A 26,883-nucleotide genomic window follows, 5' to 3' on the forward strand; every position below is an offset into this window, starting at 1 on the left:
AACGAACCATATGAGTAATTTATTAGATGTAGCGTTCAGCACAATTGACAGTCGAAAAAATAGCCAGCGCCTAATAAGCTCACTGACCATTTTAAGAGTTAATGCTATAGCACATGGCTATACATGACCGATTAAACCTTAAGCTTATCACCCACCATACCCTTGATGGTACTTAAGATATCAGCAGGTAATACCACCATTTTTGCATTGTCAGACTCTGCCAGCTCACGAATCGCCTTAATATATTGCTCACCAAGTAAGTAGACAATAGGCATCTCTTCCTCGCCCATTGCATTAGTAATCAGGCGAATAGACTCTTCAGAACCTCTCGCCAATACCACTTGTGCTTCGGCATCACGACGTGACGCCTCTAAACGTCCATCTGCCTCTAAGATAGCCGCTTGCTTTTGACCATCAGCACGAGTTACTGTCGCACGGCGCAGACGCTCTGCCGCTGCCTGCTCTTCCATTGATGCTTGCATCGTTTGCGATGGATTAATATCTTGAATTTCTACTGTCTTTAGGGTGATACCCCAGTCCGCAATATCTTCTGATATCGCATGCTTTAGCTTCATTTTGATTTCATCACGGCTAGATAATGCACTATCAAGATCCATCTCACCGATAATTGAACGTAGTGACGTCTGCACCAAATTACGAATACCATATTCATAATCTTCAATGCCATAAACGGCCTTATCTGGGCGCACGATATTGATATACGCCACGGCGTTGGCAATGATAACAACGTTGTCTCGCGTAATGACCTCTTGTGAGGGAATATCAAGAACAATGTCTTTGGTCGTCACTTTATAAGCGACATCATCAACGAAAGGAATAATAAGGTTGAGACCTGGCTCTAGTGTTTGGCTATATTTGCCCAATCGCTGCACCACCCACTTATAGCCTTGTGGCACGATTCGAACGCCTTTGAAAACCGTAAAGACAACCAGTGCAACCAAAACCACCATGACAATGCTAAAGCTTTCCATAATTCATCCTTATTATTATAATTGCATGTCTTTATTAATCGCTGCCTGCGATTTCATACTGCTCACAATCAGCTCATTACCGACAATATCGGTCACCACCACTCGATCGCCGACCGCCACCGGCTCACCCGTAGTGCGGCACATCCACTCCGCTGCCCCAACAATAGGAACACTGAATCTGACGGTGCCCGCTCTATCTGGCTGTGGCTGGACGATAATCATGCCAGTTTCACCAACGATAACACTACCACCCAAGCCTGCTTTGGTGCGATCTACTGATAAGGGTTTAATAAACTTGAACCATGCCAGCAAGAATATGGCAGAAAGCACCAACCAAATAATAATTTGCACAGAGACAGAAATAGGCAATAGCCACGAAAGCGCGGCAACGATGATGGCAGCGGCACCAAACCAAAGGCTGGCGAATGTCGGCACAAACATCTCAATGATCAGCAATATGAAACCTAAGACTAACCAGTGCCAAGGTTCAATCATCCACAGCATCTCCATCATCACTACATTCCCTATCTTTATCATTCTAACTTTTAATGTAGCACATTTTTGGTGTTAGTAATTTCTTAAAAATCATCAATATATGATGTGTATACTTCGAAAAATGTAAGAAACACATATTAAAACTTAGAGCATAAAAAAACGACCGCCAAAGCGATCGTTTCTTTTTTCTTTAATCAACTTATTAAAACTTAATGTGAGCACCTAAAGTTAATAGAGTAATATCTTCAGCGACATAATCATATTCAGCTTCAACGCTCATGCTAGGGTTAAAGTTATAACCCAAACCAATACCACCAGCAACACCACTATCGCTATCGCTTTCACTAATAGTGTTTCCAAGTACGTCACTTAAAGACGCATCAATCTCAGCTTTAGCAAACCCTAACTTACCTTTGGCATATAAACCAGTATTAGGGAATTGATAACGGTAAGTACCGTAAGCACCATAAGTTTTAAGGTCATATTCACCCTTAAGAAGTCTGGTACCTGTATCAATATCAGTGTCACTAGAGCCTACATATTCAACTTCAGCACCAAAGTTAGGATCAAAGTTATAACCAGCATAAATACCATAAGCAGTAGGATCATCTAGATCATCAGCATCTACCATGAACTTACCAGCTTTTACACCAACATACGGCTGACCTGCATAGTTAACTGCCGCTTGCGCGCTGACACTCAATAAAGAGCCAACTGATAGGGCGATCAAAGCTTTTTGTAAAGTATTCATATATCTTCCTGTTAAATAAAACTAAAAATACCATCTGAATGAAAATAACAGAGCATATAAGTTAGCTGAACTATTGTCGAATTCGAGATATTAACAGAACCTTATTTCGAATGCACTCTTTTTTAATGACGCTTACAGTGCTTTTTATCGTACAAAAAAACGCACCTCGAAGGGTGCGTTTTTTAGTTATCATACTGCTAATCAGAAACTTAGAATTTTAGCTGAGCACCAACAGTCATAAGATCTGCGTCGCTACCTAACATGTCATATTCAGCTTCAACACTGAAGTTTGGGTTAACCGAATAACCAAGGCCTACACCACCTGCAAGACTGGTATCATCGTTAGAAATGGTTTTTCTATTAGAGTCTTCAACGATATAGTTACCTTCGATTTCAGTCTTAGCAACACCTAGCTTACCTTTGGCATATAGCGCAGTATTTGGGAACTGATAACGATAAGTACCATACGCGCCATAGCTCTTGGCATCGATATCACCGTTATAATAATCGGCATCGCCTGAACCTACATATTCTGCTTCGATACCAAAGTTAGGATCAAAGTTGTAACCACCATAGACACCATAAGCAGTTGGCTTGTCAGCACCGTTTACATCTAGGTCAAACTGACCGACTTTTACACCAACGTATGGCTGACCAGTGTAACCGTTGCCATAAGATACGGCAGCTTGTGCACCCATGCTTAATAAAGAACCAGCTGCTAATGCAAGTAACGTTTTTTGTAAAGTTTTCATAGTATTCCCCTAGGGTTATATTTTTAATTATTTGTCTGTAAAGTATCTGGATGAGAAAAAATTATTATTGCCATCTTCTCTCACTCATTTAGCTGATAAATCGTTTTGGCTTTAGAACTTCAACTGAGCGCCAACAGTAAGTAGTTTGGCATCGACATCACTGTCCATCATTGAGTATTCAGCTTCGACACCAAAGTTAGGGTTCACTGAGTAACCAAGACCTACACCACCAGCAAGACCTGTGTCGCTGCTAGATTTCGAAACTTTAACTGGACCAACGGTGTAATCACCTTCTACTTCAGTTTTAGCAACCCCTAGCTTACCTTTAGCGTATAAGCCAGTATTTGGGAACTGGTAGCGTGCCGTACCATATGCGCCATAAGTTTTGGCATCAAGATCACCATTTTTGTAATCAGCATCATCTGAACCTACATACTCTGCTTCGACACCAAAGTTTTGATCGAAGTTATAACCACCGTAGACACCATAAGCAGTTGGATCATCTGCATTGTCGATATCTAGATCAAACTGACCGACTTTTACGCCGACATACGGCTGACCAGTGTAACCGTTGCTATAAGAAGTAGCGGCCTGTGCGCCAACAGTTAACAAAGAACCAGCTGCTAGTGCAAGTAGCGTTTTTTGTAGCGTTTTCATTATTAGCTCCTTAAAATCAATTTGGACAAACAAGTTATCTATTTATATTGGCTTTTATAGCCCTATCGCCTTGTTTGCTAACGATGGGTATATAGTAACAAACTATTTCAAGTCGTCTGTCAGTGTTTGATGGTATGAGAGTTAAGATTTGCAAGTATTTATCAGTGCTTGGGTTACAAAGGCAAAGATATGAAATCTTTTGTTACAACCACTGAGTTTATGCAATAATCCCTACTCATTTCATCGCCTTCCTAGCAGAAATAAGCATAAAACAATAAGAGAAACCGAATATTTTAAGGTAAAAATAATGACTGGACGTATAACTAGCCGCCTACAAGAAGCGCTTACAGTACTCAAAGCCACCCAACAATATCGTCAATTACCCAATCTCCAACATCATGGGCAATACGTTATTAGCGAGGGTAAAACCTTACTCAATATCGCCAGTAACGATTATTTGGGCTTAGGCGGCGATACCGAATTACAAAACGAATTTCTCAGTCAACTAACACCGCTATCAGTCGCACAAATGCCTAAAATGAGTGCGACGTCCTCACGCTTGCTCACTGGAAATGATGCACAGCTACAAGCGCTAGAGTCTGAGTTGCAGGAATGGTATCAAACCGCTATCGGCAAACGTGATATCTCTGTCTCAAAATCGGTGTTGGTATTGAATAGCGGCTATCATGCCAATCTTGGTATATTGCCCGCCCTCACAGCGTTGCCAGTCAAAACACTTATTCTGGCTGACAAACTGGTACATGCCAGCATTATCGATGGGTTGCGGTTGAGCCAAAGCAAACTTGTCAGCTATCGTCGTTATCGTCACAATGATTATGAACATTTGGCGACGTTTATTGAGCAAGCAGCGCCAGACATTGAGCGCATCATTATTGTCACTGAGAGCATCTTTAGTATGGATGGTGATCGTGCGGATTTATGTCAACTGGTACACTTAAAAGCTAGCGATGCTCGTATCGAACTGTATGTCGATGAGGCTCATGCCATCGGTGTGTTAGGTCATACAGGATTGGGACTAGCGGAAGAAACGCAGACATTGGCTGATATTAACTATTTGGTCGGTACTTTCGGTAAAGCGTTTGCCTCGGTGGGTGCTTATATCATGTGCGATGATGTCGTCAAGCAATGGCTAATTAACCGCATGCGTCCGCTAATTTTTAGTACTGCACTACCCCCTATCAATCACGCATGGACGCGATTTATTTTAGCAAAAATGCCAATGCTAAATAATCAACGGGCGCATTTAGCGCGGTTGTCTACCAAGCTTAGTCAAGCCATCGACCCAAGATACCGTGTGTCCCAGAACACCCGGCATCCAAACTATGACTCACCGATTGTGCCTTACATCTTGGGCGACAATGCCAGCACGCTTGCCAAAGCACAACAATTGCAAGCAGCAGGTTTTTATGCCCTGCCTATCAGGCCACCCACTGTGCCTGCAAACACCGCTCGTATCCGTTTGGTCATGAACGCCAAGCTGACAGATGAAGACTGCGAACAACTGATACAACAATTATAAACATGTTGTTATACATCAGCGACGTCAGTCCTGCTATCGATTGATAATTGGCTCACTTGGATATAATAAACCGTATGAAAACACTCGCCACGCCTGATAACTTTAGCACCAGAAAACAAACCATCGCTCGTCATTTTGCCAATGCCAGCGACTATGACCAGCATGCCAATATTCAGCAGCAAGTCTGTCAATATTTAATAGACAAACTCACCCACACTGAACACGACAGTGTGCTTGAAATCGGTGCAGGAACTGGTCAAATGACCCGTCTACTCGCAGCACACATTCAAAGTCAATATTGGCTGATCAATGAATTATGCGCTGAACAAGCGGCTACTTTACAATCCATATTGCCCAATGCTGACATAGCAATTGGCGATGCTGAAACGATGGACTTTGAGGATGAGCATAGCTTGATAATCAGTGCCAATGCTGTGCAATGGTTTGATGATCCCTTAAACTTTGTTGCGCAATCAGCACGCCGCTTGCGAGCTGGAGGTCAACTGCTGTTTAACACTTTTACGCCAAATAACTTTTTGCAAATAAAGACTCTAACGGATCAGGGTCTTCACTATCCCGATATCATTGAGTGGCGATTGGCACTGATTAGTGCTGGTTTTGAGAAAATTGAACTGTCCACTCAGCGTTTCGAGTTACCGTTTGCCAGTCCTTACGCCACCCTAAAACATATGAAGTTGACGGGCGTATCGACCAATCAGACGCAAGTAAAAGCCAACAGCACCCAGCCCTTTATGTGGACCAAGGCACGCTTGCAACAGTTTGAGTCTGATTATTGGCAACATTTTTCGGCGCAAGATGACGCCGGTCAGCCTATCGTTCATTTGACTTATGAAGTACTGATAGTGCGTGCCTTTAAATTGTGAAGATAAGATATAGAGTGGTAGGATATTTCTTATAAATAACAGTCATAAAAAAACGCACCCCGAAGGATGCGTTTTTTGTTTTAATTGCGTTTAGTTACTAAATCACAGTTATTTTTTGTCTTCGTCTACTTCAGTAAACTCAGCATCAACGACGTCATCATCAGCTTGGTTGCTATCTGCTGCATTGTCCGCGCCTTGTTGGAACTGGCTTGGATCCATGCCCTCGCTACCTGCGCCTGCATCAGCATAAATCTTCTGACTAACTGGCAAGAAGGCATTGTCTAATGCTTCAAGCTTGGCTTTGATGTCATCATGATCATCTTCTTTCATTACCGCTTCAAGCTCAGAGATAGCAGCTTCTACTGTTGATTTCTCTTCAGCAGTTACCTTATCTTCAGCGTCTTTCAACGCTTTTTGTACCGCATGAATACGACCATCTGCTTCGTTACGAACTTGCGCTAAGTTAGCGAATTTTTCGTCTTCTGCAGCATTGGCTTCTGCATCACGAACCATTTGCTCGATTTCTTCATCCGTCAAGCCAGAATCTGCTTTGATCTGGATGCTTTGCGCTTTACCCGTACCTTTGTCAGTTGCTGAGATATTCATGATACCGTCAGCATTGATGTCAAAAGTAACTTCAATTTGCGGTAGACCACGTGGTGCTGGTGGAATATCCGTCAAATCAAAACGACCAAGCTGTTTATTTTGGTTAGCGATTTTACGCTCGCCTTGATAAACCTGAATGGTCACAGCTGGTTGGTTGTCTTCAGCCGTTGAGAATACCTGTGATTTCTTAGTAGGAATCATGGTGTTTTTCTCAATAACTGGTGTCATGACACCACCCATCGTTTCGATACCAAGCGTTAGTGGCGTCACATCAAGTAACAATACGTCTGTTTTTTCACCAGACAATACCGCGCCTTGAATCGCTGCCCCTGCCGCTACTGCTTCATCAGGGTTCACATCTTTACGTGGCTCCTGACCGAAGAACTCTTGTACTTTTTGCTGTACCAGTGGCATACGAGTCTGACCACCAACTAAGATAACATCATCGATGTCACCAATTTTTATGCCAGCATCTTCAAGGGCAATCTTACAAGGACCCATGGTACGTTGTACCAACTCTTCAGTTAAGCTCTCAAGTTTTGAGCGACTGATAGTGACCACCAAATGCTTAGGACCATTGCTGTCTGCAGTAATATAAGGCAAGTTCACTTCAGTACTTTGCGCACTTGATAACTCAATTTTCGCTTTTTCTGCCGCTTCTTTTAGACGCTGCATCGCCAATGAGTCACCTTTCAAATTGACATCTTGGTCTTTTTTGAACTCATCAACCAAATAATCAATCAATGCTGAGTCAAAGTCTTCACCACCAAGGAATGTATCACCATTGGTTGCTAAAACTTCAAACTGCTGCTCGCCATCAACGTCAGCGATTTCGATGATTGATACGTCAAAAGTACCACCACCCAAGTCATAAACAGCAACCGTGCTATCGCCTTGCTTCTTGTCCATACCGTACGCAAGAGCCGCAGCTGTTGGTTCGTTGATGATACGTTTTACATCAAGACCCGCAATTTTACCCGCGTCTTTTGTTGCTTGACGCTGTGAGTCATTAAAATAAGCTGGTACGGTTACAACCGCTTCAGTAACAGTTTCACCAAGATAGTCTTCTGCTGTTTTTTTCATTTTTTTCAAGATTTCAGCAGAAACCTGTGGTGGTGCTAATTTTTTACCGTTAATTTCTACCCATGCATCACCGTTATCTGCTTTGGCGATTTTGTAAGGTACCATGCCGATGTCTTTTTGCACGACTTTGTCATCAAAACGACGACCAATCAAACGCTTAATCGCAAACAACGTGTTGTTTGGATTGGTGACCGCTTGACGTTTGGCTGACTGACCCACCAAAATTTCATCGTTTTTATAAGCAACGATAGATGGCGTTGTACGAGTACCTTCAGCATTTTCGATGACTTTGACTTTGTCACCTTCCATCACTGCGACACACGAGTTAGTCGTACCTAAATCAATACCAATTACTTTACCCATAATTATTTGCTCCTAATTTGTTTTAAGTATTTATCTATTCAGACCGTGGTTGATCTCTTGTTGCTATATATATCGGTTTACTTATGGATTTTTTCAAGTCAATCATCATGCAAAATTTGTCTTTCGTGTGACTTTTTGTGAAAACCCTTAATAATAGTAGGGTTTAGCACATTAAAAATCCAATTTTTAGTACTACTGCCCAACACGTACCATGGCTGGGCGTAATAAACGACCGTTCAAGCTATAACCTTTTTGTAATACAGTACCGACAGTATCAGCCTCGGCTTCTTCATCAATACCCACCGCTTCATGCAAATCAGCATTAAATTTCTCGCCTTGTGGGTCAACCATTTCGACGCCGTTCTTATTTAATACGTCCAATAACGCTTTGTGCGTCAGTCTCACCCCTTCTGTAACAGGGTCATCGGCATGGGCGCTTTCAATGGCGCGTTCTAAATTATCGACCACTTCTAATAGCTCTTTGGCAAATTTCTGCAAGGCAAAACGCTTACTCTTATCAGCCTCTTGCTCCATGCGTTTCTGTGCATTGTAAGCTTCGGCATTGGCACGGGCGGTGACTTCTTTAGCTTGCTTCACTTCACCTTCTAGCTCAGCGATGCGCGCTTTAAAGGTGTCTAGATCGATTTCATTGTCGATGGTCATCTCTTCACCTGAGTTATGCTTTGGATCAAACTCTTTCATAGTTTCTTCTAAAATACTGTCACTGTGTTCAATATTGTCATGCGCCACATTTTGCTCAGGCGATTCGTGGTTGGTATTTTGCTCGCTCATGATAGCTCCTTAGAATTTTAATAATGACAATTTATATAAGAGGCAACAAGTTCACTATTTGCTAGGGATACTATGCTCTCATTAAATAATTAACCCGTCTTACACATTGTTGTTATAAGTACCTTCTACTAGCTGTTTGATAAAGGTGATGGAGGTAAATTTCAAGCCTAAGCCAAGGGAATTTTTCTAATTTACAACAAATATTGCCTAAATCTAGATTAAAGTGCTCAAAACAGAATTTCATAGGTGGTAAATGGCTATCCATGTTCGTTAACACAAGCTACAAGAAAGCAGTACTTATTCCAAAAAACTTACCATTGGTACATAAGCCATTACCAAACAATACTCAACTTTATTTTTGATTACTCTATTATTGCTACAAATAGTATGGCTCATGTCAAAGTGAACGCTCATATATGACAACGCATACTGACAATCATCAACGAGAAGTGTTATGTCTAAATCAACCGTGTTATCAATCAACGCGTTATTAAATAAAGCGCTGATGACGATAAAACTCGCATCAACAGATCGTATAGATAAGGGTATAAGAAAAGAAAATGGCACTCAAGAGAATCGTTTGACCGTCAAACAAAAAGTGCTTAGCTATAACCCGTTGACGACTTGCCAGCCGCATACCTTGCACTATGCCATGAAAGGAGTCGGCTATCTGCCAACGCCACTATTAGAGAGCTTGGTTGGTTATTTGAAAGGACCTACCTCAAAACAATACCTGCACGCCGATGCTCACCTACGTTTGATTCTCGCTGTGAATAGTAAGCTGAAAACGCCTCTTGAGCTGACACCTATGCATGAGCTGCGCGCAAGGTTCGCTGCTGACGCCGTGGCGATGCAAGCGCCGCAGGTATGGCAGCAAGTAAGTGACAATATCATCGGCAACATGAAGCGATTTACGAAAAAAAATCAGAAGCTTGTGTATTGGGAAGACAAAGTGATTGCCAACGCTGATGATGGCGATATGACCATTCGCTGTTATCAATCAGACGCCAGCTCTCATGGCTTAGGGTTAAAAAAAGCGGATACTCATAATTCTGATGAAACAGTGCTGTTATATTTTCATGGGGGTGGATTTTGTATTGGTGATGTCAATACCCATCATGAGTTTTGCCACGCGGTTTGTGAGCAAACGGGCTGGCCGATAGTCAGTGTTGATTATCGCTTAGCACCTGAGCATCCAGCACCAGCCGCATTAAAAGACTGTATCACTGCCTACGCTTGGCTGGCGGAGCATTGCCATACCTTAGGCGCTTTACCCTCGCGAATCGTACTAGCAGGCGATAGTGCTGGCGGCGGATTGTCCACTTTGATTGCCCAACAACTCACTGCCCCCTCGCAAATCGCATGGTCAGATCTGGGCATTGCAGGTCAAAAAATGTTTGATTTATTAGAGCGCTTACCAAAGCCACTTGCACAAATGCCTTTATATCCTGTGACGGATATCGAAACGGATTATCCAAGTTGGGAGTTATATGGCGAGGGATTATTATTGGATCATGCCGATGTGGCTGTATTTGATGCTGCTTGTTTGGATAACAGCCCCTTGCCACGCCAGCATATCCTTAACTGTCCGATGCTTGGTGATAATAGTAAAGTATGCCCGACTTATATTGTCGCCGCAGAATTAGACGTATTACGTGATGAAGCATTTGCTTATGCAAAGCAATTAAAGGTGCATGGTATAGCAGTCGAGACTCATACCATTCTTGGTGCGCCGCATGGTTTTATTCATTTTATGAGTATTCATCAAGGTATCGGACAAGCAACAGACGATATTATTAAAGGGTTTGCGAGTTTTGTGCGTGACGTTATCAATACCCAGTCACAATTAGCGGCATAGTTATCAATATAGTTGTATAAGAGAGTGCCAGTTTACTTAGAAAATATAATGGTACTGCCACTATTTAAACGTTATTTTTTTAAGCATTGTTTTTTTAAGCATTGTTTTCTTAAATATTACTTTCTTAAACGTTATCTTCAACCTGACCATTCAAAGTGATCAGCCAAATCTCTGAGCGCGAACCCAAGCGAAATGGAATGCCCCAAAAGCCGTAACCAGATGACACCACAAAGTGTCCTTTGCCCATGGCTTCATAGCCATAACCCAAGCGGTTGATGGCACTGACAATGAAGTTGGCGGGGAATATTTGACCGTTATAGGTATGCCCTGAGAGCTGTAAATCAATCGGCATTTGGCTGTGCTCAGCAATATCACTTGGTCTATGATCTAGCAGTATCACTGGCTGTGTAGTATCAACTTGAGCCAGTAGATCGGTTGTGGCTACTCGTTGTCTTTTATGGTTATCAAAACGCCCAACCAGCCAGATTGGTTGACCTTCATGCTCGATACCGATTACTTCATCATTTAACAACTGCACGCCAGCAGCACGCAACGCTTGGACAATCGGCTGCTCGTGCCCGTATAAATCATGATTGCCCAGCGTTGCATAAACACCATACGGCAGGCTTTTGCATAACTCCGCCAAGTTTTTCGCCATATTATATTTGGTAAATGCCTGTATATTGTCATCCATGATATCGCCCGGCATCAGCAGTATGTCTGCTTTATGCTGCACAATAAGATGATGCAGCCTATCTATTGCACCGCTACCAAACAGTCTCCCGATATGTAAGTCGCTAGCGACCGCAATACGTAATGGCTTAGCCAAAGGTTTATCAATATCAACAGATAACTCACGTACCACAGGCGCATAAGCACTATATAAGGCGTAAACAAATAACCCGATAAACACTGCCAATGCCAATATGCGCAGCCCAAAATCGACGGTAGCCGGTGTAGCGAGCGCATCACCAGTTAGCGATGTGACCAACCAATATCCACCATAAAATAGGCTGGTAACTAAAGCCGTCAATAGCATAAAGTGCATGACTAACATCCAACCACTGATCCAGCGATAGCTGTTTTTAAATGCTCTATTGACACTGAGTAGCAGCAAACCGTTGGTAATAACGAATACAATAACCCATACCGAAGTTTGCAAACCTGCTGTCTGCCAAGGCTGTAACCACCATTGCACGCTTAGAGCTGCACCGACACTAAACAGCTGCAATAGCACAAAAATGGTGATAAAAAATGCGTAGCGCATGAAAAATCCTTGAGTATGATGGCAGCCATGCAGTGTATTTTCAGCTGACAAGACGAGCAAAGTAGCTATTAGCCAGCCTAACAGCAAATAAAAGCCTCTAACATTTAGATATGGTAGAGGCTTTATCATTAGGGTAACACTGTTTATTTAAATGGCTCATATACCAGACTGTAACGTAATTATCCAAATCTCAGAACGCGTACCCAGTCTAAATGGTACGGGACCAATGCCATAACCAGAGGTCACCAAAAACTGCGTATCGTCTATTTTTTTGCTGCCATAGTTTAGTGGTGTCAACCAATCCATCAATATCGTTAACGGAAATATCTGCCCACCATGGGTATGCCCAGACAGATGCAAATCGACTGGCAGGGCGCTGACCTCATCCATCGCGCTAGGACGATGCTCCAAAAATATCACCGGTTTGTCTGTCTTTACTTGCGTCAATAACTCCTCGGCTGACAGTCTGGTACGATCAATATCATCTGAGCGCCCCACCAGCCACACCGAGTCATTTAATAGCAAACTCTCATTATCAAGCGCTTTGATGCGAGCCTCTTCCACCGCCTGTGTGATCTGTTGGTCATAACCGAAATAATCGTGATTGCCTAAAGTCGCGTAGACGCCAAGCGGTGCCTTTAGCTTTGATAACTGCTCATGCATATTGGTATTATCGTAAGCAATCGTATTATCATTCATAATGTCACCAGCGATAACCACGACATCGGGATGTTGCGCATCGATAAGGCGCACCATTTTCTTTATCTGCCGATTGCCAAACCATCTGCCCAGATGCGTATCAGAGACAAGCGCGATATCCATTGGTTTAGCCAGCGGTTTGTCAATCGTAACAGTTAGACGATGTACGACGGGCGAATAAGCATTAAATACCGCTAAGCTAACAATGGCGACATAAACTGTAATGGCAAAGGTACGCAAGAGTATTGGACGAGATTTTTGTTTAAAGAGCCGATAGACAATGAGCGCAACTACAGAAGTTATCAAACCAGCATAAAACATAAAACCTTGCAAAATACTAACGACCAGATAAACGTGAAAGCGCTCACCCCAAAACTCAGTCAAGCCATAAATGAGAGCACTATTATTAATAATAAAGACAGCAGCTATCAGCACAGCTTTGGCGGCAGTCGTTTTTGGCTTTATTAACCAGTAAATAAGAACGGTGGTCATAACAGCTAGCAACTGAGTAAAAACGATGAAGAACCACATAGTAAGGTCTAATCAGATAGAGATAACGCTATCTTACGTGAAAAATTTGATGCTCTGGATATAGCCTCCTTTTTTCCACGAAAACTTCATATACTTTACGCCCAAGGTGCTGTTGCCACAAAACTAAATGGTTGCCACTAAACGTACTTTAACGTTTATCTGGTGCTATTTTGCAAACGCCATTGTCACAAGCTTGCATCAGCGCTTTGCCATAGAGCAACTTGGTCACCCAATTTGGAATTCTATAGCGATTGCGCGCGACATACGGATAAGCAAAGTCGCCAAGTTGTTTGACCACTGGCAAAAATAACAACGTTGACCATTTCACGCCGCCCGTTCTGTAGAGCAGTCGTACGGCATCCATGTGCGTATACCAATTGCCGTAGCTGTCTTGCATACACATATAAGTCATCGCATCCTTACGGCTAAATCCTGCGGCGGCCAACTCATCAACCCCCTCGTCTACAGGAACTAAGTGTATCTTTTCCGGTTGACGTTTTTTCATATTATGCGCCTCGGTGCTGCATATCACGCACGCATCATCGTAGTACATGGCAATGGACAAATTCGCTTGCTCTCTATAACTGTTGATATGATTTTGGATAATCATCTTACGACTCCTTTATGAGTGATATCTCAGTATCAAGACTATTAGATTTTTGAGTCACGCTAGATTGTTGGTGCTGATTGGCTGCGGCTAAAAGAGGGATGACTGGCTGCTGCGTCCATTGCGGTGCGGCAACATCTAAGCGCTTCGCCAGTGTTGGTAAATGATTGGTCGGCACCGCTGGGAACAGATGATGCTCGATGTGATAGAGTAAGTTAAAAGTCAGTAAATTAATCAATGGATGACGCTCACTGCGCGCATATACCACGTCATCACAACCATGATGGACGCTCCATACTGCAAAGAATCCCACCATGATATTGGCCAATATCATTACCAATACGTGATACATCAAAACTGGATGCATCGTGATAAAAGCGGTGGCAATCACTGCGAAAATGAGCAACAGATCAAAGCCAACGAGAATATGATTACGACGACTACCATGCGTCAAGCCAAACCACTGAATCGCAATCGAGAAAAGTCCGCCGCCCAATATCGCCTGATACCAAGGCAGACGAGCCCAATTACCCTCGACATCGCTGTCTCCAAGTGGATCTCTATGATGATTGAGATGTGTGTGCCGAATAGCATGCGTGCTACAGAGCATCGTGATACTGAGAAAAAACAGCATGAGCTCAGTGGCAAGCTTCCCTACTCCCAACGTTCGATGATAACAATCATGGGCTTGTCTAAGCGCGGCGGTAAAAAAGAAAAAAGTCGCCACAAGTGCAGGCAACCACCACCCTTGCCACGCGCTCCACCATGACAATAATAAAAAAGGCAAAGATAAAAAAATATTATAAACAGTCTCGCTCAGACTAAGCTGTCGCAAATCTTGCCATTCAACACTGTCTAACGAAGGATGACGCATGATGTTCTCCTTACTTGGTGATAAGCAGTAGCTGTCTTGCTGGCGCGACCACTTAATTTAATCGGCTGTTTTAATTTACTTTATTTCTGTCAATAATGAAATTTAAAGTTAAATTTTATTTGTGTTTAGGTAATGCGATAAGACCTGTAATCACAGCGCTGGCTCCACCTATCAAGCTAAGAACCAATCCAAATATTATTTTCTCTAAAAAAACATCTGTTGCTATAATCCAAACTGAAAATATAAAAGTACTAAAGAATCCAATGAAGAATAACGGTACTATTTTTAGTATGGAGTCAAAGACTATCTTCAACTTACATATAGTTAATCCAGCTACTAACGTAGGGAGCAAACCAAAAAAGAATCCGCCTACAATAGAAGCTAATAGCATTTTGAAAATATCTGTTAACTCTTGCCTAAAAATATTACCGTCAATTACAAGCATCACAATCATATATAAGCAGACAATCAGACCACCTATCGCACCTCCCAACAATCCATAAGTTCCTATTACCTTAGCTTTAGGATAGCTGGATGCTGTCGCTGTAGCGCTAATCTCAATATCACTCATACACACCTCTATTTAGGTTTCACATGAAACAAAGCATCATGTAAATAATAATGATGTTTCACATGAAACAGTCGCTTAATGATTTACGAACTCTGCTCTTCTAAAGCTTGCTTCAGTGTTGGCTGTTTAAAATCATAACCTGCGTCCTGTAATGCTTGCGGCACTACTTTTTGACCATCAATTAATAGAGTCGACATCTCACCAAATATCAGCTTAAGCAGAAAATTGGGTAAAGTAAAAAAGGTGGGACGGTGTAGCCATGCTCCAAGCGTTTTGGTAAAAGTATGATTGGTCACTGGATTAGGCGCAGTGAGGTTATACACCAGCACTGGCGTATCATTGATAGTTTCTAACGAGTGATCATCGGTAGTCTGAGTGTCCGCATAATTAGCAAGATGCTTTTCAATGATGAATATCACTGCCCCAACCCAGTCTTCACGACTGATCCAGCTCATGATTTGCTTACCATCACCCAACTGTCCACCGACGCCCATTTTAAATGGGGTTAATAACTTACCGAGCATCCCGCCATCAGGATGGATAACCACGCCCGTACGCACGATAGCCACAGGCACGCCATGTTCAGTGGCTTTGAGCGCTAACTGCTCCCATTCATGACATAATTGATGGGCAAAATCAGTTTCAAAATCACTGCTTTCGGTAAGAGGTTTATCGCCTTGTGCGCCATACCAGCCAATCGCAGAGCCGCTGACCATTAGCTTGGGCTTAATACTGATGCGCTTCATAAATACCAATAAGGATTCGGTAGGCTTGATACGGCTGGCGAGCAACTGCTCCTTGCGCGCATCGCTCCAGCGCGAGTCAGCAATGCCTGCGCCTGCTAGATTTAAGATAACATCAAAGCTTTTATCCGAACTCGCTAGCTCATCGTAGGTCATCATGCTGATCGCTTCAGGATGCGTTTGGCTGCTATCGCGTGTTAGCCATGTAATATGTAAGTCCTTATCCTGCGTACGATAACGTTTGATAAGCTCGTCACTAAAAGCACTGCCTAAAAAGCCTGAGCCACCACTGATTAAAATATTCATGTCCTACTCCCTATATTTTTCGCTTATCGTTTAGTAAAACTTAATCCGTTATAGTTATCGTCTACTTTTTTAGTACTAACATCAAAATGACTTTTACATACTTTTGGTAAAGCAATGCGGCTGGCAATCGCTGAATTGATTGCGCCAAACAATCCTATACCAATCATAAAGGCCAGTAGCACGCCAACCTCTATCCATGAGTTGATGCCTAAATATAGGATGATTGCACCCATATAACCTGCTGACGTTATAAACCCCACTAAAAATGTCGTGCTTAGACTCTTATGATCACCGCGCCATATATTCTTATAAGCGACGATAACACCCGTTAATAAAGCAGGAATAGAACCAAGCAGACCAACATAGAGTAATGGCTGGTAACCAATTTGGGCAAAATCCGCATTCCTAAAAACAAACAATAAAGCCAGCTCCGCAATCAATCCACCAATCATACTACCAAGCCCTGCAAACAAAATAATCACTTGTAGATAAGGATACACACCTAACTCATTATTTGTTTTCATTCTATTTATCCTATTAACATTCGTCGTTAATTGAGTATAAATACGGCGTTGCCAAAGCCAATGAAATTCCTGTGGATAATTGGTGGATAAGTATCTTGATTTTGTTTTGCCTACTGATTAAGCAAAACGCTTACGAATAGGACACTCACTATCATTACTATTTTGAGATTTATTCTTTAATTGGTTCCAACGATGATTAATAAAATCTATGACGTTAACCATACTTGGCAATACATGTGCTTTGGTCAGATGTGGCGCTGCTGCATCTAAACGCTTGGCAAGCTTGGGTAAATGATTGGATGGCACAGCAGGAAAGAGATGATGCTCTACGTGATAAAGCAAATTAAAGGTCAGCAAGTTGACCAAAAGATTGCGCTCGGTGCGAGCGATTGTCTCATCACAATCATGATGCACGCCCCACACCGCAATGATGCCAACACTGGCATTGGCCAACATCATGGTCAATATGTGATACATCAATACTTGCGCTAATATCGCGAGAGTAGGAATAGTAAAGGCGGTCAATATAAGGGCAACTATGATGACTAAACCAATCAAAGCAAACTCTAGCCACGCTAATTTTTGATTGCGACGGTTACTTAGGCGCAATCCTTGACGATAAATATCGAGTCGATAAGTTATTCCGCCGAGTAGCGCTTGCCACCATGACACTTTTGCTAGACTGCCTTCAATATCACTATCACCCAATGGGTCACGATGATGCGCCATGTGCGTGGCTCGAATGCTGTGCAAACTGGTCATTAATAGTACGCTGAGCAATAATAATATGGCGGTGGTCGTACGTTTTCCTGTACCCAAACTATGATGATAGCCATCGTGCGCTTGGCGAAAAGCGGCAGCAAAGAATAAATAAGAAGCCCCGCATGCTAAGACATACCAAGAGTGGCTGGCGAACCACCAAGACAACAATAAAAACGGATAAGGCAAAATAACGTTGTAAGCGATTTGAGCGCGCGTTAACCGGCGCAAGTCTTGCCACTCGACTGCAGCAATAGCCTTTTTAATGGCTTGCTCTTTATTAGCGTGTGTCTGATTGACTGTCATTTTACACATCCATTTGTTATTACTATTTTTTGTTGCTGCTATTTTATAAAAACTTATCTCACTTAAACTTAGCTGGCTTTTATAGTTATTACATATATTTCTGTCAAAACAGAAATTTTATTATAAATTTTTTATTTTAAATTACACCGCTAACTATTAACGTAAGACCTTTTTAATACTAGCGCCCAGTTTTAGGACTTTTTTGAGGATGCTTGTGGGCAGTTTAAGCATCTCAGATGACCATGTGGTTAGGGTACTAACGAATTCTTGGGTATCACGAATACGTGACTTTACCTCATTATTTTCATGTTCAAATTCAGGACTGTCCATCAATTCTTGTAAGAACTGTACTGTTGGCTCAAGCTCACGCTTTTGTCGTTCAACCACGATGATGCGTGCCAGCTCCCAAACGTCAGTATTGGTCGTGAAGTGATCGCGACGATCGCCTAATATGGAAACCTTCTGTACTAAGCCCCAATGCTGCAACTCTTTAATACTATTTGAGACGTTAGAGCGAGCAACCCCAAGTGTTTCGGTGATTTCTTCAGCATTTAATGGCTTACCAATGATGAATAACAACGCATGAATCTGTGACATGGTGCGATTAACACCCCACTGCGAGCCCATTTCACCCCAATGTAAGATAAATTTTTCGGTCACAGGATTTAGTTTCATGATTAATATGTACTCTACTTTATAAGTTTTGATTATTTTATTTACTTATCTTGCGCTATTCTTTTATTTCTGTCAATAGTGAAATCAACAGATAACACTCATCATTTGGTTGACTGTCATGCGCTAACGAATCACTAAACCCGTGGTTGCGTCACGAATTTGGCTCGGTAAAGTATAGCCTAGAGTGTCAGCCTGCAAGTAGCTGATTTGCTCGCCAAAATATCTATAGGCATCAGTAAAAGTCATAGCAGGCGGTTGCCCTGATGGATTGCAGCTTGTGGAAACCAATAGCCCAAATGAGTTTTGAACGTCGACCAGTTGTTGACACAATTGACGAATCATAGGATGCGCAATAACTCTAACCGCCACTGTTTGATGCTGCCCTGTGATCCAAGGAGGGATAGTCGTTTCAAGTGTCTGAGGGATAGGCAGTAGCCATGTATGGGCTTGCTTACCTTGTAGCTCTATACTGTCAGTATCTGCCTGCCAACTCTTGATGATTTGTTGGCGCTGACCTTCTTCTAAAGGCTCTAGTAACGGCATTAAACGCTCAGCGCTGTCAGTAATGACGATCATACCTTTGGCTTGTGGACGCTGTTTAATGGATAAAATACGTTGAACGGCTGCTTCGTCATAAGCGTCACAACCGATACCCCAAACGCTTTCGGTGGGATAAGCAAGTAGCTGTCCTTCTTTAAGCCATTTGGCAGCTTGAATGACAGAGTCAGTAGTAAAAGATGTGGATTTTTCCATAGCTTGAGGGCTTCAAAAAGGTAGAAATTTAAGCACTCATCATAACATAAGACTAAGAAAAATTAGGGCTGCGAAGTTTAAAGCGACCTTATTAGCAGCTACCTAGGGCGTGTCATCAATTAGCACATTAGTACGTTTAGTGGTCTTAAAATGGCTAAATTTTGCTAAACATGGTCAGCAATTTTGTCAATATTAACGGCAATTGCTTCCTTGTTTATCTACAATTTTTCTCATTTTAAGCCTCACAATCTAATTGATGACACGCCCTAGATTGTACTGTCGTCAATCACTTGGCAGTAGATAGGTGAAAAGCCTAAAGCGGTAGAAAGTACGATTTTAAACGCGCAAATACCGTCCACCTTGCACACTAATGATGCCTAATAATTCAAGCTCCATTAACTGTCCAATCAGCTGCGGTGTGACAATTTTGGTAGCGATAATCAGCGCATCTAAATCCTGCCCGTGCCAATCAAGCTGCTCATAAACGAGGGTTAAATGCTCCGGTACGACGATAGCACTGGGAGCAGATTTGATATTAGAGGGTATTGGATGGTTAGCCATTACAGCGATGCTTTTATCTTTATTTGTATGTTTAGTAGCTTTGCTATGATTCGTTTGAGAGCCATTAGATTCGGTAATATCTATACCACTATCCACAGTATCTTTTGATTTATGAGAATAACTTTCATAACCCAACTGAGCATTGACGTCTTCTAGCACTTGCTGTGGATGATAAATTAAGGTCGCACCTTCACGTATCAAATGATGACAGCCTTCTGCATTGCTATTATCAATATGACTTGGAATGGCAAAAACTTGCTTACCCTGTTCCGAGGTTAAACGCGCGGTAATCAGCGAACCACTCTGAATGGTCGCCTCCGTCACAATTGTGGCGAGGCTCAATCCAGCGACCAAACGATTACGCCGTGGAAACGTATGCTTATGTGGCATTGTATGCGGCAATAGCTCACTAATAATACAGCCGCCTTGCTCAATTATTTGGGCAAACAATTTATCATGATGATTGGGATAATTGACCTCAATACCCGTACCCATTACCCCAATCGTTCGACCTTGATATTCGGTATCTGCCTGTGCTAAAGCGCCTAGATGTGCTCGTTTATCAACACCCATGGCAAGACCGCTGGTGATGATATAACCAGCTTGCGCCAAATATTGCGCGATATCAAAGGTGATTTTTTGGGCATGGGCAGTGGGTTTTCGGCTACCGACGATCGCAATTTGCGCTTGACGCAAACGCGATTTATTGCCTCGGTAAAATAATAAAGGCGGTGGGTCATAGATTTGCGAGAGCTGTGCGGGATAATCAGGCTGGTCAGCAAATAGCAGACCATAGCGCCCTTCGATGAGCGCTTGCTGAATTTTATCGATACTGGCTTGCGTTTGCTCTGGCTGTTCATGACGGGCAAGATGGCTATGATGAATACCCAATTGCCGCCATGCATCTACTTTGGCGTACCAAGCAAGCTCTGCTGTGCCAAAAGAAGTAATGAGCTTATGATAAGCAGATAATGATGCATTCACCTCAGTCCACAGCGCCAGTACTGCGCGCTGCTCATTTGATAAAGAAGAAGTAACTGCCATCATAATCATCTAGCTCGTATAGGCTAAGTTAGTGTGTCCCGTCCAAAAATAAGCATGTTCTCACTTATAGTGTACTCATTTATAGATATGGCGGTGGTAACAGCTGGTCGCCGACGTTTAATGGTAGCTCTGAATCAAGCACATAAGCATAGCTAATATTATCGAAAGTATTGAATACCATGACCATACCGCTTGGCTCATTTGGTAAGCGTACTGGCGTGTCATTGTCTTTGGTATCGCGGATCAAGGCCCCTTTTTGATATACAGTCAATACATCACCAGGCTTAGCACCATGGGTACTACCTAAATTGATAGCAACGACACTACCCTTCGCTGCTGAGCTGATTGAGTCCATGACGCGGACAATCATGCCACCACGACTGACCGTTGCAGGGGCTGGATAAAACACAGGTGGAATAGAGTTATTCAACTCAACGAATACGCGATCACCTTCACGCACTTCTTTGTCGTAACTGTCGGTGAGCTGCAAACTGCTGACGCCGTTGGTTTCTGTCGAAGTAACCAAACCCGTCGCAACTTGCGTGACCTCTAAACCGATAACTTCTTGGGTTTTTGGCTCAACATATAGCTCTCCTTCACGGTAGATACCATAACGCTGACCGACGATCAGTGGCACACCTTTGGCATACACTTTATCGCCGCTAGCGGTAATTAAGTTGCCTTTTTTAGAAGCCAATATATAAGGGGTGGTATTAAAATCTTGTGGATTAACGATGACTGTCTTATCTAACCAGTGTTGAATAGCAGACCACGGAAGCGGTGGAATACTGTTGGCTGTTGAAGTGACTGAGACTGTGCTAGATACCACGTTACCCGTTAACTGCTTTTCAACTCCAGCACAACCTTCGCCAGTATCAACACCAATTAAGGTTTTACCTTGAATCACACATAAGATAAGGATGTCGTTAGGATAAATAAGATTGGGGTTTTTGATTTGCTTATTGGTTGCCCAGATTTCTTTCCAGCGCCACGGACTGTCTAAATAACGTCCTGATATGTCCCACAACGTATCGCCTTTTTTGACGATATAGCGATTAGGCGCATCCGCTTTGATGGCTGGTGGTGGATTGTTAGCGTGGGCAGCACTCATTAGCATTGCACTACTAAATGTCGTGATTAACAGTGCTTTTGCTATCGTTTTTAAGCTCATCTTCATTGTTATATCCACAATATGTACCGCTGTTGTCGCCACAATTAGTACCATTTAGATCTATTACTTAACCTTAATCTTTGACTGTCATTAAAATAGTGACAAGCAATGAGGGTCGTAAAAGGATTTAACTGTACGATTATCATGACGCTTATAGGGCAGCTGTTCAGTGTAATTGGCTGGTATGATTACTAAAAAAGCGTCTAGCAAAATGATGAGTCGCCGACGCTGTTTCTAATATTACAATTATATCTACCATAACACAATCATAAACACTTTATTACAATGGCGTAACTTTTGTATGAATATTATTTCTATAGTTTGTCATTGAATTTTATAGAGTTCCTCATGAAAATAAGCATTAAAATCCACTCTGATTTATGCTAGATTTGGTATCACATGCTGCCGAATTTGCTCAGCGACCAATTCGGCATCATTATCAAGCACCACCACATGCTGCGGTAACGCTTCTAAGCCTTCGGTATGGGCGGGGCGTGCGATTTCTATCGGTCCAATAGCTTCGATGATCGTATCGGCAAATTTCACTGGCAGTGCGGTTTCGGCACAAACAATCACCTCGCCTTTGCGCTGTAATTCTTTGGCAACCTTGATACCATCAGCGGTATGCGGATCAACCAACTCTCCATGCTGCTCATAAAGTGTTTTGATAGTGTCGAGACGGTCGGCATGAGTAGATTTACCCGCAGCAAAACCGTAGCGAGTGTTAACCGCCTCCATTAGGTCAGACAAATCAAAACCTTGACCAGATTTCACACCTTCAAACAACTCATGAACGCGGGCGCTGTCTTTATCTAATAAGAGATAAACAAAACGCTCAAAGTTAGAGGCTTTAGAGATATCCATTGAAGGACTTGAAGTAATATAGGTTTTTTCAGTCGGACGCGGCTGATAAGCACCTTGATTAAAGAAGTCGTTGAGTACATCGTTTTCGTTAGTTGCGACGATTAAACGCTCAATCGGCAGACCCATCTCTCGTGCTATATGACCGGCACAAATATTACCAAAGTTGCCTGATGGCACGCTAAAGCTCACCTTTTCATCGTTGTTTGAAGTGACGGCAAAATAGGCTTTAAAGTAATAAACGATTTGCGCAAGGATACGACCCCAGTTAATAGAGTTAACCGTACCTAGATTATAAGCCGCTTTAAATTCAGCATCTTGTTGTAGCGCTTTGACAATATCTTGGCAATCATCAAACATGCCTTCGATGGCGATATTATGAATGTTTTTATCAGTCAAGCTATACATTTGCGCGCGCTGGAATTCGCTCATTTTACCGTGCGGTGACAGCATAAAGACTTCGATATTTTCTTTACCACGCAAAGCATATTCTGCCGCACTACCTGTATCGCCACTGGTGGCACCAATGATGGTAATACGCGCGTCTTTTCTTTTAAGCACATATTCAAAAGCATTACCCAAAAACTGCATGGCAACATCTTTAAATGCCAATGTCGGACCGTTCGACAAGCCTAAAATGTATAAGTTATCTTCAAGTTTGCGGACAGGAACAATCTCATCAGAGCCAAATACCTCAGCAGTGTAAGTGCGCTCAATGATATCTTGCAAATCAGCCGCAGGAATATCAGTGGCAAAACGCTGCATAATCGCCATCGCAAGCTGTGGATAGCTCAGCGCGCGCCACTCAGTAAGCGTCGCACTATCAATATTCGGATAGTGCTCAGGCAGCATCAATCCACCGTCTGGGGCAAGACCCATTAATAACACATCACTAAAATCCATCGGCGCTGTCTGACCACGGGTACTGATATATTTCATTAGATTGTCCTGTCTACAATGAGATTATTAGTTAAAACGGTTTATTCAGCAGTTTTTTGCAATAAGGCATAATAAAAACCATCGCCGCTCTCGCTATCAATTGGCAAGCACTGACGACCAATCGCCTGTTCAATACCCCAATTACAATCGTCGCTAAATTCAATGGCTACTACATTGTTATAGTGAGTCATAAAATCCTGCATCTGCTCAACGTTTTCTTGCTTTAGGATAGAGCAAGTGACGTATAAGAGGTAACCACCAACTTTAAGTTGTGGCCATAGATTATGCAAGATATCGGCTTGTAGCAATGCCGTTTGCTCAACGTCTTCTTCAGTACGCAAAATACTGATATCAGGATGACGACGGATTACGCCTGTCGCTGTACAAGGTGAGTCTAGTAATATAGCGTCAAATACGAGCTTACTCTTTTTCTTACCCGCCCCTTGCCATGTGGTCGCATCAGCACAGACAATATTAAGCTCAATATTTTTCTCAGCTTGCTGCAAGTCGTGCTGACTTAGGTTTAAGCGCTGTAAATTAGTATGAATACGCTCGATACGTGGCGCTTCATTATCTATCGCAGTAATCTTAACTTTCGAAATCACAGGCGACGTTTCAGCATCGTCTTGTTTCACGTGAAACAACGAAGACTCATTTGAGCTGATTAATTCCAACCAATGAGCAAGCTTACCACCCGGCGCTGCACAAGCATCTAAAATGCGGATCTCGTTGTTATTGGTGTCTATATCGCCGTCTGCATCGTCGTTTTTAACACTCAGCTTATTAATTAAAGCGTTATGAATAAGCGGCGCGGCAAGCTGAGCATGCATATCTTGTACACTAGCAGCTCCTTCAGCGAATTGCGGTAAGGCATTGACTGCGGTACTTTGATGTAATCTTAACCCTTTGGTTAATATGCTATTAGATGCGGCTGCATCCGATGAGCTGGCTAAATTAAAACCACTTGTTAGCTCAACCAGATCTGCTTCAACTTCAAATTCCACCAATGCTTGCTGATAGTCCTCTATCGAAGTCACCGCTGTATTCACGCGTAAAAACATCGGTGCAGGTTGACGTAAACCCTGCATCAGATCGTCATATTGCTCACTCCAATCTTGCTTGAGCTGATAGGCAAGCCAATTCGGTAAGCTGTGTTTTTTATCACATTTCTTACGGAACTTACTTGAGTTCTTAGAGACTTTACGCAAGATGGCATTGATTAAACCCGTCGCATGCGCAAATTCGATTTCTTTTGCCGCTTCAACCGTTTCATGAATTGCCGCATGGTCAGCCACTTGCAAATAAAGCAGCTGGGTTAAACCTACTTGTATCGTCGTACGTACTTCTTTTTCATCAATAGAGTTATCAGCCAGACTATCGAGTAGACGCTCAAGGGCGTACCATTGGCGCAACGTCGTCAACAATAGCGCATGAGCAAAACCTTTATCACCGTCATGCAAACTGTTTAATAGCGGATCAAGGACGCTCGCTAGCGACTGACCATTTTGAATCGCCAGTAAGGTGCGAATCACGCGGACGCGGACGCTACCATTCATGATAAGGTTGCTTGACGGTTTGAGCTTATTGTTTCTTGGCGCAGTGCTTCTCATTAAATTGAATTTCCTTGACGCCTAATAGTTAGCGTCTGATAAAAGTTGGATTGTTTGGTATTAAATGACGAATATAAAAATAAATAAGGTTAAGCGGTATTAAACTGATTTAGGAGCAATTATTTTGAGTCTGCTGTGAACTGGTCACCATCATTCAGTTGGTTGCCATGGCAGATTTGCTCGGCTGTCATTGGTTTACCACCAGCAAACTGTAATTGGGTGATAGCTAAAGTGCTGGCTTGCGGTTTTTCGACACCATTATCAATATTACTATCATGACCACAAGCTACCAATATCGCTTTGCGTCCAACGCTGATGACCGTACCAGCAGGCTGATTGGTTTGCTGCGACGGATTCACAGGTAAGCTGGCTAAAATCTTGACGCGCTGCCCTGCCAAAAAACTATAAGCACCTGGCCATGGCGTCAGTCCACGAATTTGTCGCTCAATTTCAGTAGCGGATTGTGTCCAGTTGATTTCGCCTTCGGTTTTGACCAGTTTTTCAGCGTAGTTGGCTTGACTGTCATCTTGAGGTACAGCCTGTGCTTGATAATGTGGCAAGTCTTGTAGCACAGTAATAATCGCCGTCGCACCAAGCTCAGCCATCTTATCATGGAGGCTGGCAGCCGTATCATCAGCCTCAATAGGAGCACTGACTTTATAAAGCATGTCGCCAGTATCAAGCCCTTTATCCATCTGCATAATGGTAATGCCAGTCTCGCTATCACCCGCCAATAATGCACGGTGAATAGGCGCTGCACCGCGCCAGCGTGGTAATAAGGACGCATGAATATTTAGGCAACCATAAGTCGGTGTGGTCAATACACCAATCGGCAATATCAAGCCATAAGCCGCGACAATCATCACATCTGGCTGATAACTACGCAGAGTCTCACGTGCGATCAACCCTTCACTACTAGATTTTTTAAAGGTGAGAGGCTGCTCAACGGCAATATCATGCGCCAATGCGACTTGCTTTACTGCAGAGGCTGATAATTTTTGACCCCGTCCTGCCTTGCGATCAGGTTGCGTATACACAGCGACGATGTCTATATTCAATGCTTCTTGCTGGCTGATAAGCGCCTCAAGACTAACAGCGGCAAACTCAGGAGTGCCAGCAAACGCAACTCTTAAGCGCTTACTAGATGAGCAATCTTTCGTCGTAGATGGCATGGATAAATCGGAGGCAGAAGCAATTGTAGTCATAAACAGGCATTATATAGGGTTGGTTGACTCATTATAGGTGAGTTTGCGATGTTGTGCCATGGTTGTAATAACGGTAATCGAGCGTTACCAATGATACGGTTTGT

Annotated in this window: 25 protein-coding genes; 3 read left to right on the top strand and 22 right to left on the bottom strand. The window is 42.8% G+C overall.

Annotation, left to right across the window (positions count from 1 at the left end; all coding sequences use genetic code 11):
• Nucleotides 1-131: 131 nt before the first annotated feature.
• From C8D84_RS11360 to C8D84_RS11380, 5 genes are all read right to left on the bottom strand, one after another.
• Nucleotides 132-992, bottom strand: coding sequence for an SPFH domain-containing protein (locus tag C8D84_RS11360; protein ID WP_045447605.1), 861 nt, complete (start codon nt 990-992; stop codon nt 132-134).
• 15 nt (nt 993-1,007) lie between these two features.
• Nucleotides 1,008-1,505, bottom strand: a complete 498-nt coding sequence (locus C8D84_RS11365; RefSeq protein WP_087816353.1) for an NfeD family protein — start codon at nt 1,503-1,505, stop codon at nt 1,008-1,010.
• Between the two features lie 184 nt (nt 1,506-1,689).
• Complete coding sequence (locus C8D84_RS11370; RefSeq protein WP_087816351.1) at nt 1,690-2,238, bottom strand: porin family protein; 549 nt, start codon at nt 2,236-2,238, stop codon at nt 1,690-1,692.
• 209 nt (nt 2,239-2,447) lie between these two features.
• Nucleotides 2,448-2,990: a porin family protein gene (locus C8D84_RS11375; RefSeq protein ID WP_045447596.1), complete on the bottom strand. Its 543-nt coding sequence runs from the start codon at nt 2,988-2,990 to the stop codon at nt 2,448-2,450.
• A gap of 111 nt (nt 2,991-3,101) precedes the next feature.
• Entirely contained in the window at nt 3,102-3,647 is a 546-nt protein-coding gene (locus C8D84_RS11380; protein ID WP_060492091.1) for a porin family protein, read from the bottom strand.
• Nucleotides 3,648-3,954: 307 nt separating this feature from the next.
• Between C8D84_RS11380 and C8D84_RS11385 the strand changes: the two genes are divergently transcribed.
• The gene (locus C8D84_RS11385; protein ID WP_109592236.1) at nt 3,955-5,187 is read left to right on the top strand and encodes an 8-amino-7-oxononanoate synthase; all 1,233 of its coding nucleotides are present in this window, start codon (nt 3,955-3,957) and stop codon (nt 5,185-5,187) included.
• 74 nt (nt 5,188-5,261) lie between these two features.
• Nucleotides 5,262-6,071: a methyltransferase domain-containing protein gene (locus C8D84_RS11390; RefSeq protein ID WP_109592238.1), complete on the top strand. Its 810-nt coding sequence runs from the start codon at nt 5,262-5,264 to the stop codon at nt 6,069-6,071.
• A gap of 108 nt (nt 6,072-6,179) precedes the next feature.
• Here the strand turns inward: C8D84_RS11390 and dnaK are convergent, their stop codons facing one another.
• The gene (gene dnaK, locus C8D84_RS11395) at nt 6,180-8,123 is read right to left on the bottom strand and encodes a molecular chaperone DnaK (protein WP_045447587.1); all 1,944 of its coding nucleotides are present in this window, start codon (nt 8,121-8,123) and stop codon (nt 6,180-6,182) included.
• A gap of 192 nt (nt 8,124-8,315) precedes the next feature.
• On the bottom strand, nt 8,316-8,915 hold the full coding sequence (gene grpE, locus C8D84_RS11400) for a nucleotide exchange factor GrpE (protein ID WP_055125643.1): 600 nt from the start codon (nt 8,913-8,915) through the stop codon (nt 8,316-8,318).
• A 454-nt stretch (nt 8,916-9,369) separates the two neighbouring features.
• Between grpE and C8D84_RS11405 the strand changes: the two genes are divergently transcribed.
• Entirely contained in the window at nt 9,370-10,773 is a 1,404-nt protein-coding gene (locus tag C8D84_RS11405; protein ID WP_109592240.1) for an alpha/beta hydrolase, read from the top strand.
• Nucleotides 10,774-10,897: 124 nt separating this feature from the next.
• Here C8D84_RS11405 and C8D84_RS11410 read toward each other — a convergent pair whose 3' ends face one another.
• The 15 genes from C8D84_RS11410 to fmt form a co-directional block, all read right to left on the bottom strand.
• Nucleotides 10,898-12,040, bottom strand: a complete 1,143-nt coding sequence (locus C8D84_RS11410) for a metallophosphoesterase (protein WP_109592242.1) — start codon at nt 12,038-12,040, stop codon at nt 10,898-10,900.
• Nucleotides 12,041-12,196: 156 nt separating this feature from the next.
• Nucleotides 12,197-13,231 (bottom strand): metallophosphoesterase, encoded by a 1,035-nt coding sequence (locus tag C8D84_RS11415; RefSeq protein ID WP_227676047.1) that lies wholly within the window; start codon nt 13,229-13,231, stop codon nt 12,197-12,199.
• Nucleotides 13,232-13,418: 187 nt separating this feature from the next.
• On the bottom strand, nt 13,419-13,880 hold the full coding sequence (locus C8D84_RS11420) for a thiol-disulfide oxidoreductase DCC family protein (RefSeq protein ID WP_109592246.1): 462 nt from the start codon (nt 13,878-13,880) through the stop codon (nt 13,419-13,421).
• Between the two features lies 1 nt (nt 13,881).
• The gene (locus C8D84_RS11425; protein WP_109592248.1) at nt 13,882-14,751 is read right to left on the bottom strand and encodes a fatty acid desaturase family protein; all 870 of its coding nucleotides are present in this window, start codon (nt 14,749-14,751) and stop codon (nt 13,882-13,884) included.
• 115 nt (nt 14,752-14,866) lie between these two features.
• On the bottom strand, nt 14,867-15,322 hold the full coding sequence (locus C8D84_RS11430; protein ID WP_109592250.1) for a hypothetical protein: 456 nt from the start codon (nt 15,320-15,322) through the stop codon (nt 14,867-14,869).
• An 83-nt stretch (nt 15,323-15,405) separates the two neighbouring features.
• Complete coding sequence (locus tag C8D84_RS11435; RefSeq protein ID WP_109592252.1) at nt 15,406-16,371, bottom strand: TIGR01777 family oxidoreductase; 966 nt, start codon at nt 16,369-16,371, stop codon at nt 15,406-15,408.
• 23 nt (nt 16,372-16,394) lie between these two features.
• Entirely contained in the window at nt 16,395-16,895 is a 501-nt protein-coding gene (locus tag C8D84_RS11440) for a hypothetical protein (RefSeq protein WP_109592254.1), read from the bottom strand.
• A gap of 117 nt (nt 16,896-17,012) precedes the next feature.
• A complete protein-coding gene (locus C8D84_RS11445) occupies nt 17,013-17,960 on the bottom strand; it encodes a fatty acid desaturase family protein (RefSeq protein ID WP_109592256.1) in 948 nt (315 codons plus the stop codon).
• A 156-nt stretch (nt 17,961-18,116) separates the two neighbouring features.
• On the bottom strand, nt 18,117-18,635 hold the full coding sequence (locus C8D84_RS11450; RefSeq protein WP_045447558.1) for a GbsR/MarR family transcriptional regulator: 519 nt from the start codon (nt 18,633-18,635) through the stop codon (nt 18,117-18,119).
• Nucleotides 18,636-18,758: 123 nt separating this feature from the next.
• Nucleotides 18,759-19,388, bottom strand: a complete 630-nt coding sequence (locus tag C8D84_RS11455; RefSeq protein ID WP_109592258.1) for an L-threonylcarbamoyladenylate synthase — start codon at nt 19,386-19,388, stop codon at nt 18,759-18,761.
• A 336-nt stretch (nt 19,389-19,724) separates the two neighbouring features.
• Complete coding sequence (gene dprA, locus C8D84_RS11460) at nt 19,725-20,996, bottom strand: DNA-processing protein DprA (protein WP_109592294.1); 1,272 nt, start codon at nt 20,994-20,996, stop codon at nt 19,725-19,727.
• A 76-nt stretch (nt 20,997-21,072) separates the two neighbouring features.
• Entirely contained in the window at nt 21,073-22,170 is a 1,098-nt protein-coding gene (locus C8D84_RS11465; RefSeq protein ID WP_227697689.1) for a LysM peptidoglycan-binding domain-containing protein, read from the bottom strand.
• Nucleotides 22,171-22,542: 372 nt separating this feature from the next.
• Nucleotides 22,543-23,964 carry a threonine synthase gene (gene thrC, locus C8D84_RS11470; protein WP_109592260.1) on the bottom strand — a complete coding sequence of 474 codons (1,422 nt, stop codon included), beginning with the start codon at nt 23,962-23,964 and terminating at the stop codon, nt 22,543-22,545.
• 41 nt (nt 23,965-24,005) lie between these two features.
• The gene (locus C8D84_RS11475; protein WP_109592262.1) at nt 24,006-25,574 is read right to left on the bottom strand and encodes a transcription antitermination factor NusB; all 1,569 of its coding nucleotides are present in this window, start codon (nt 25,572-25,574) and stop codon (nt 24,006-24,008) included.
• A 119-nt stretch (nt 25,575-25,693) separates the two neighbouring features.
• Nucleotides 25,694-26,746, bottom strand: a complete 1,053-nt coding sequence (gene fmt, locus C8D84_RS11480; protein ID WP_407691885.1) for a methionyl-tRNA formyltransferase — start codon at nt 26,744-26,746, stop codon at nt 25,694-25,696.
• Between the last annotated feature and the right edge of the window lie 137 nt (nt 26,747-26,883).

It is taken from the genome of Psychrobacter immobilis (assembly GCF_003148585.1).
Classification (GTDB): domain Bacteria; phylum Pseudomonadota; class Gammaproteobacteria; order Pseudomonadales; family Moraxellaceae; genus Psychrobacter; species Psychrobacter immobilis.

Excerpts from the sequence above, each read along its gene's own strand:
- C8D84_RS11360 (WP_045447605.1), bottom strand. The coding sequence starts at position 992 with ATGGAAAGCTTTAGCATTGTCATGGTGGTTTTGGTTGCACTGGTTGTC.
- C8D84_RS11455 (WP_109592258.1), bottom strand. The coding sequence starts at position 19,388 with ATGGAAAAATCCACATCTTTTACTACTGACTCTGTCATTCAAGCTGCC.
- C8D84_RS11415 (WP_227676047.1), bottom strand. The coding sequence starts at position 13,231 with ATGACCACCGTTCTTATTTACTGGTTAATAAAGCCAAAAACGACTGCC.
- C8D84_RS11420 (WP_109592246.1), bottom strand. The coding sequence starts at position 13,880 with ATGATTATCCAAAATCATATCAACAGTTATAGAGAGCAAGCGAATTTG.
- C8D84_RS11450 (WP_045447558.1), bottom strand. The coding sequence starts at position 18,635 with ATGAAACTAAATCCTGTGACCGAAAAATTTATCTTACATTGGGGTGAA.
- C8D84_RS11425 (WP_109592248.1), bottom strand. The coding sequence starts at position 14,751 with ATGCGTCATCCTTCGTTAGACAGTGTTGAATGGCAAGATTTGCGACAG.
- C8D84_RS11440 (WP_109592254.1), bottom strand. The coding sequence starts at position 16,895 with ATGAAAACAAATAATGAGTTAGGTGTGTATCCTTATCTACAAGTGATT.
- C8D84_RS11475 (WP_109592262.1), bottom strand. The coding sequence starts at position 25,574 with ATGAGAAGCACTGCGCCAAGAAACAATAAGCTCAAACCGTCAAGCAAC.
- C8D84_RS11380 (WP_060492091.1), bottom strand. The coding sequence starts at position 3,647 with ATGAAAACGCTACAAAAAACGCTACTTGCACTAGCAGCTGGTTCTTTG.
- C8D84_RS11390 (WP_109592238.1), top strand. The coding sequence starts at position 5,262 with ATGAAAACACTCGCCACGCCTGATAACTTTAGCACCAGAAAACAAACC.
- C8D84_RS11435 (WP_109592252.1), bottom strand. The coding sequence starts at position 16,371 with ATGAATATTTTAATCAGTGGTGGCTCAGGCTTTTTAGGCAGTGCTTTT.
- C8D84_RS11445 (WP_109592256.1), bottom strand. The coding sequence starts at position 17,960 with ATGACAGTCAATCAGACACACGCTAATAAAGAGCAAGCCATTAAAAAG.
- C8D84_RS11365 (WP_087816353.1), bottom strand. The coding sequence starts at position 1,505 with ATGATGGAGATGCTGTGGATGATTGAACCTTGGCACTGGTTAGTCTTA.
- C8D84_RS11410 (WP_109592242.1), bottom strand. The coding sequence starts at position 12,040 with ATGCGCTACGCATTTTTTATCACCATTTTTGTGCTATTGCAGCTGTTT.
- dnaK (WP_045447587.1), bottom strand. The coding sequence starts at position 8,123 with ATGGGTAAAGTAATTGGTATTGATTTAGGTACGACTAACTCGTGTGTC.
- C8D84_RS11375 (WP_045447596.1), bottom strand. The coding sequence starts at position 2,990 with ATGAAAACTTTACAAAAAACGTTACTTGCATTAGCAGCTGGTTCTTTA.
- dprA (WP_109592294.1), bottom strand. The coding sequence starts at position 20,996 with ATGATGGCAGTTACTTCTTCTTTATCAAATGAGCAGCGCGCAGTACTG.
- grpE (WP_055125643.1), bottom strand. The coding sequence starts at position 8,915 with ATGAGCGAGCAAAATACCAACCACGAATCGCCTGAGCAAAATGTGGCG.
- fmt (WP_407691885.1), bottom strand. The coding sequence starts at position 26,746 with ATGCCATCTACGACGAAAGATTGCTCATCTAGTAAGCGCTTAAGAGTT.
- thrC (WP_109592260.1), bottom strand. The coding sequence starts at position 23,964 with ATGAAATATATCAGTACCCGTGGTCAGACAGCGCCGATGGATTTTAGT.
- C8D84_RS11465 (WP_227697689.1), bottom strand. The coding sequence starts at position 22,170 with ATGAAGATGAGCTTAAAAACGATAGCAAAAGCACTGTTAATCACGACA.
- C8D84_RS11405 (WP_109592240.1), top strand. The coding sequence starts at position 9,370 with ATGTCTAAATCAACCGTGTTATCAATCAACGCGTTATTAAATAAAGCG.
- C8D84_RS11385 (WP_109592236.1), top strand. The coding sequence starts at position 3,955 with ATGACTGGACGTATAACTAGCCGCCTACAAGAAGCGCTTACAGTACTC.
- C8D84_RS11430 (WP_109592250.1), bottom strand. The coding sequence starts at position 15,322 with ATGAGTGATATTGAGATTAGCGCTACAGCGACAGCATCCAGCTATCCT.
- C8D84_RS11370 (WP_087816351.1), bottom strand. The coding sequence starts at position 2,238 with ATGAATACTTTACAAAAAGCTTTGATCGCCCTATCAGTTGGCTCTTTA.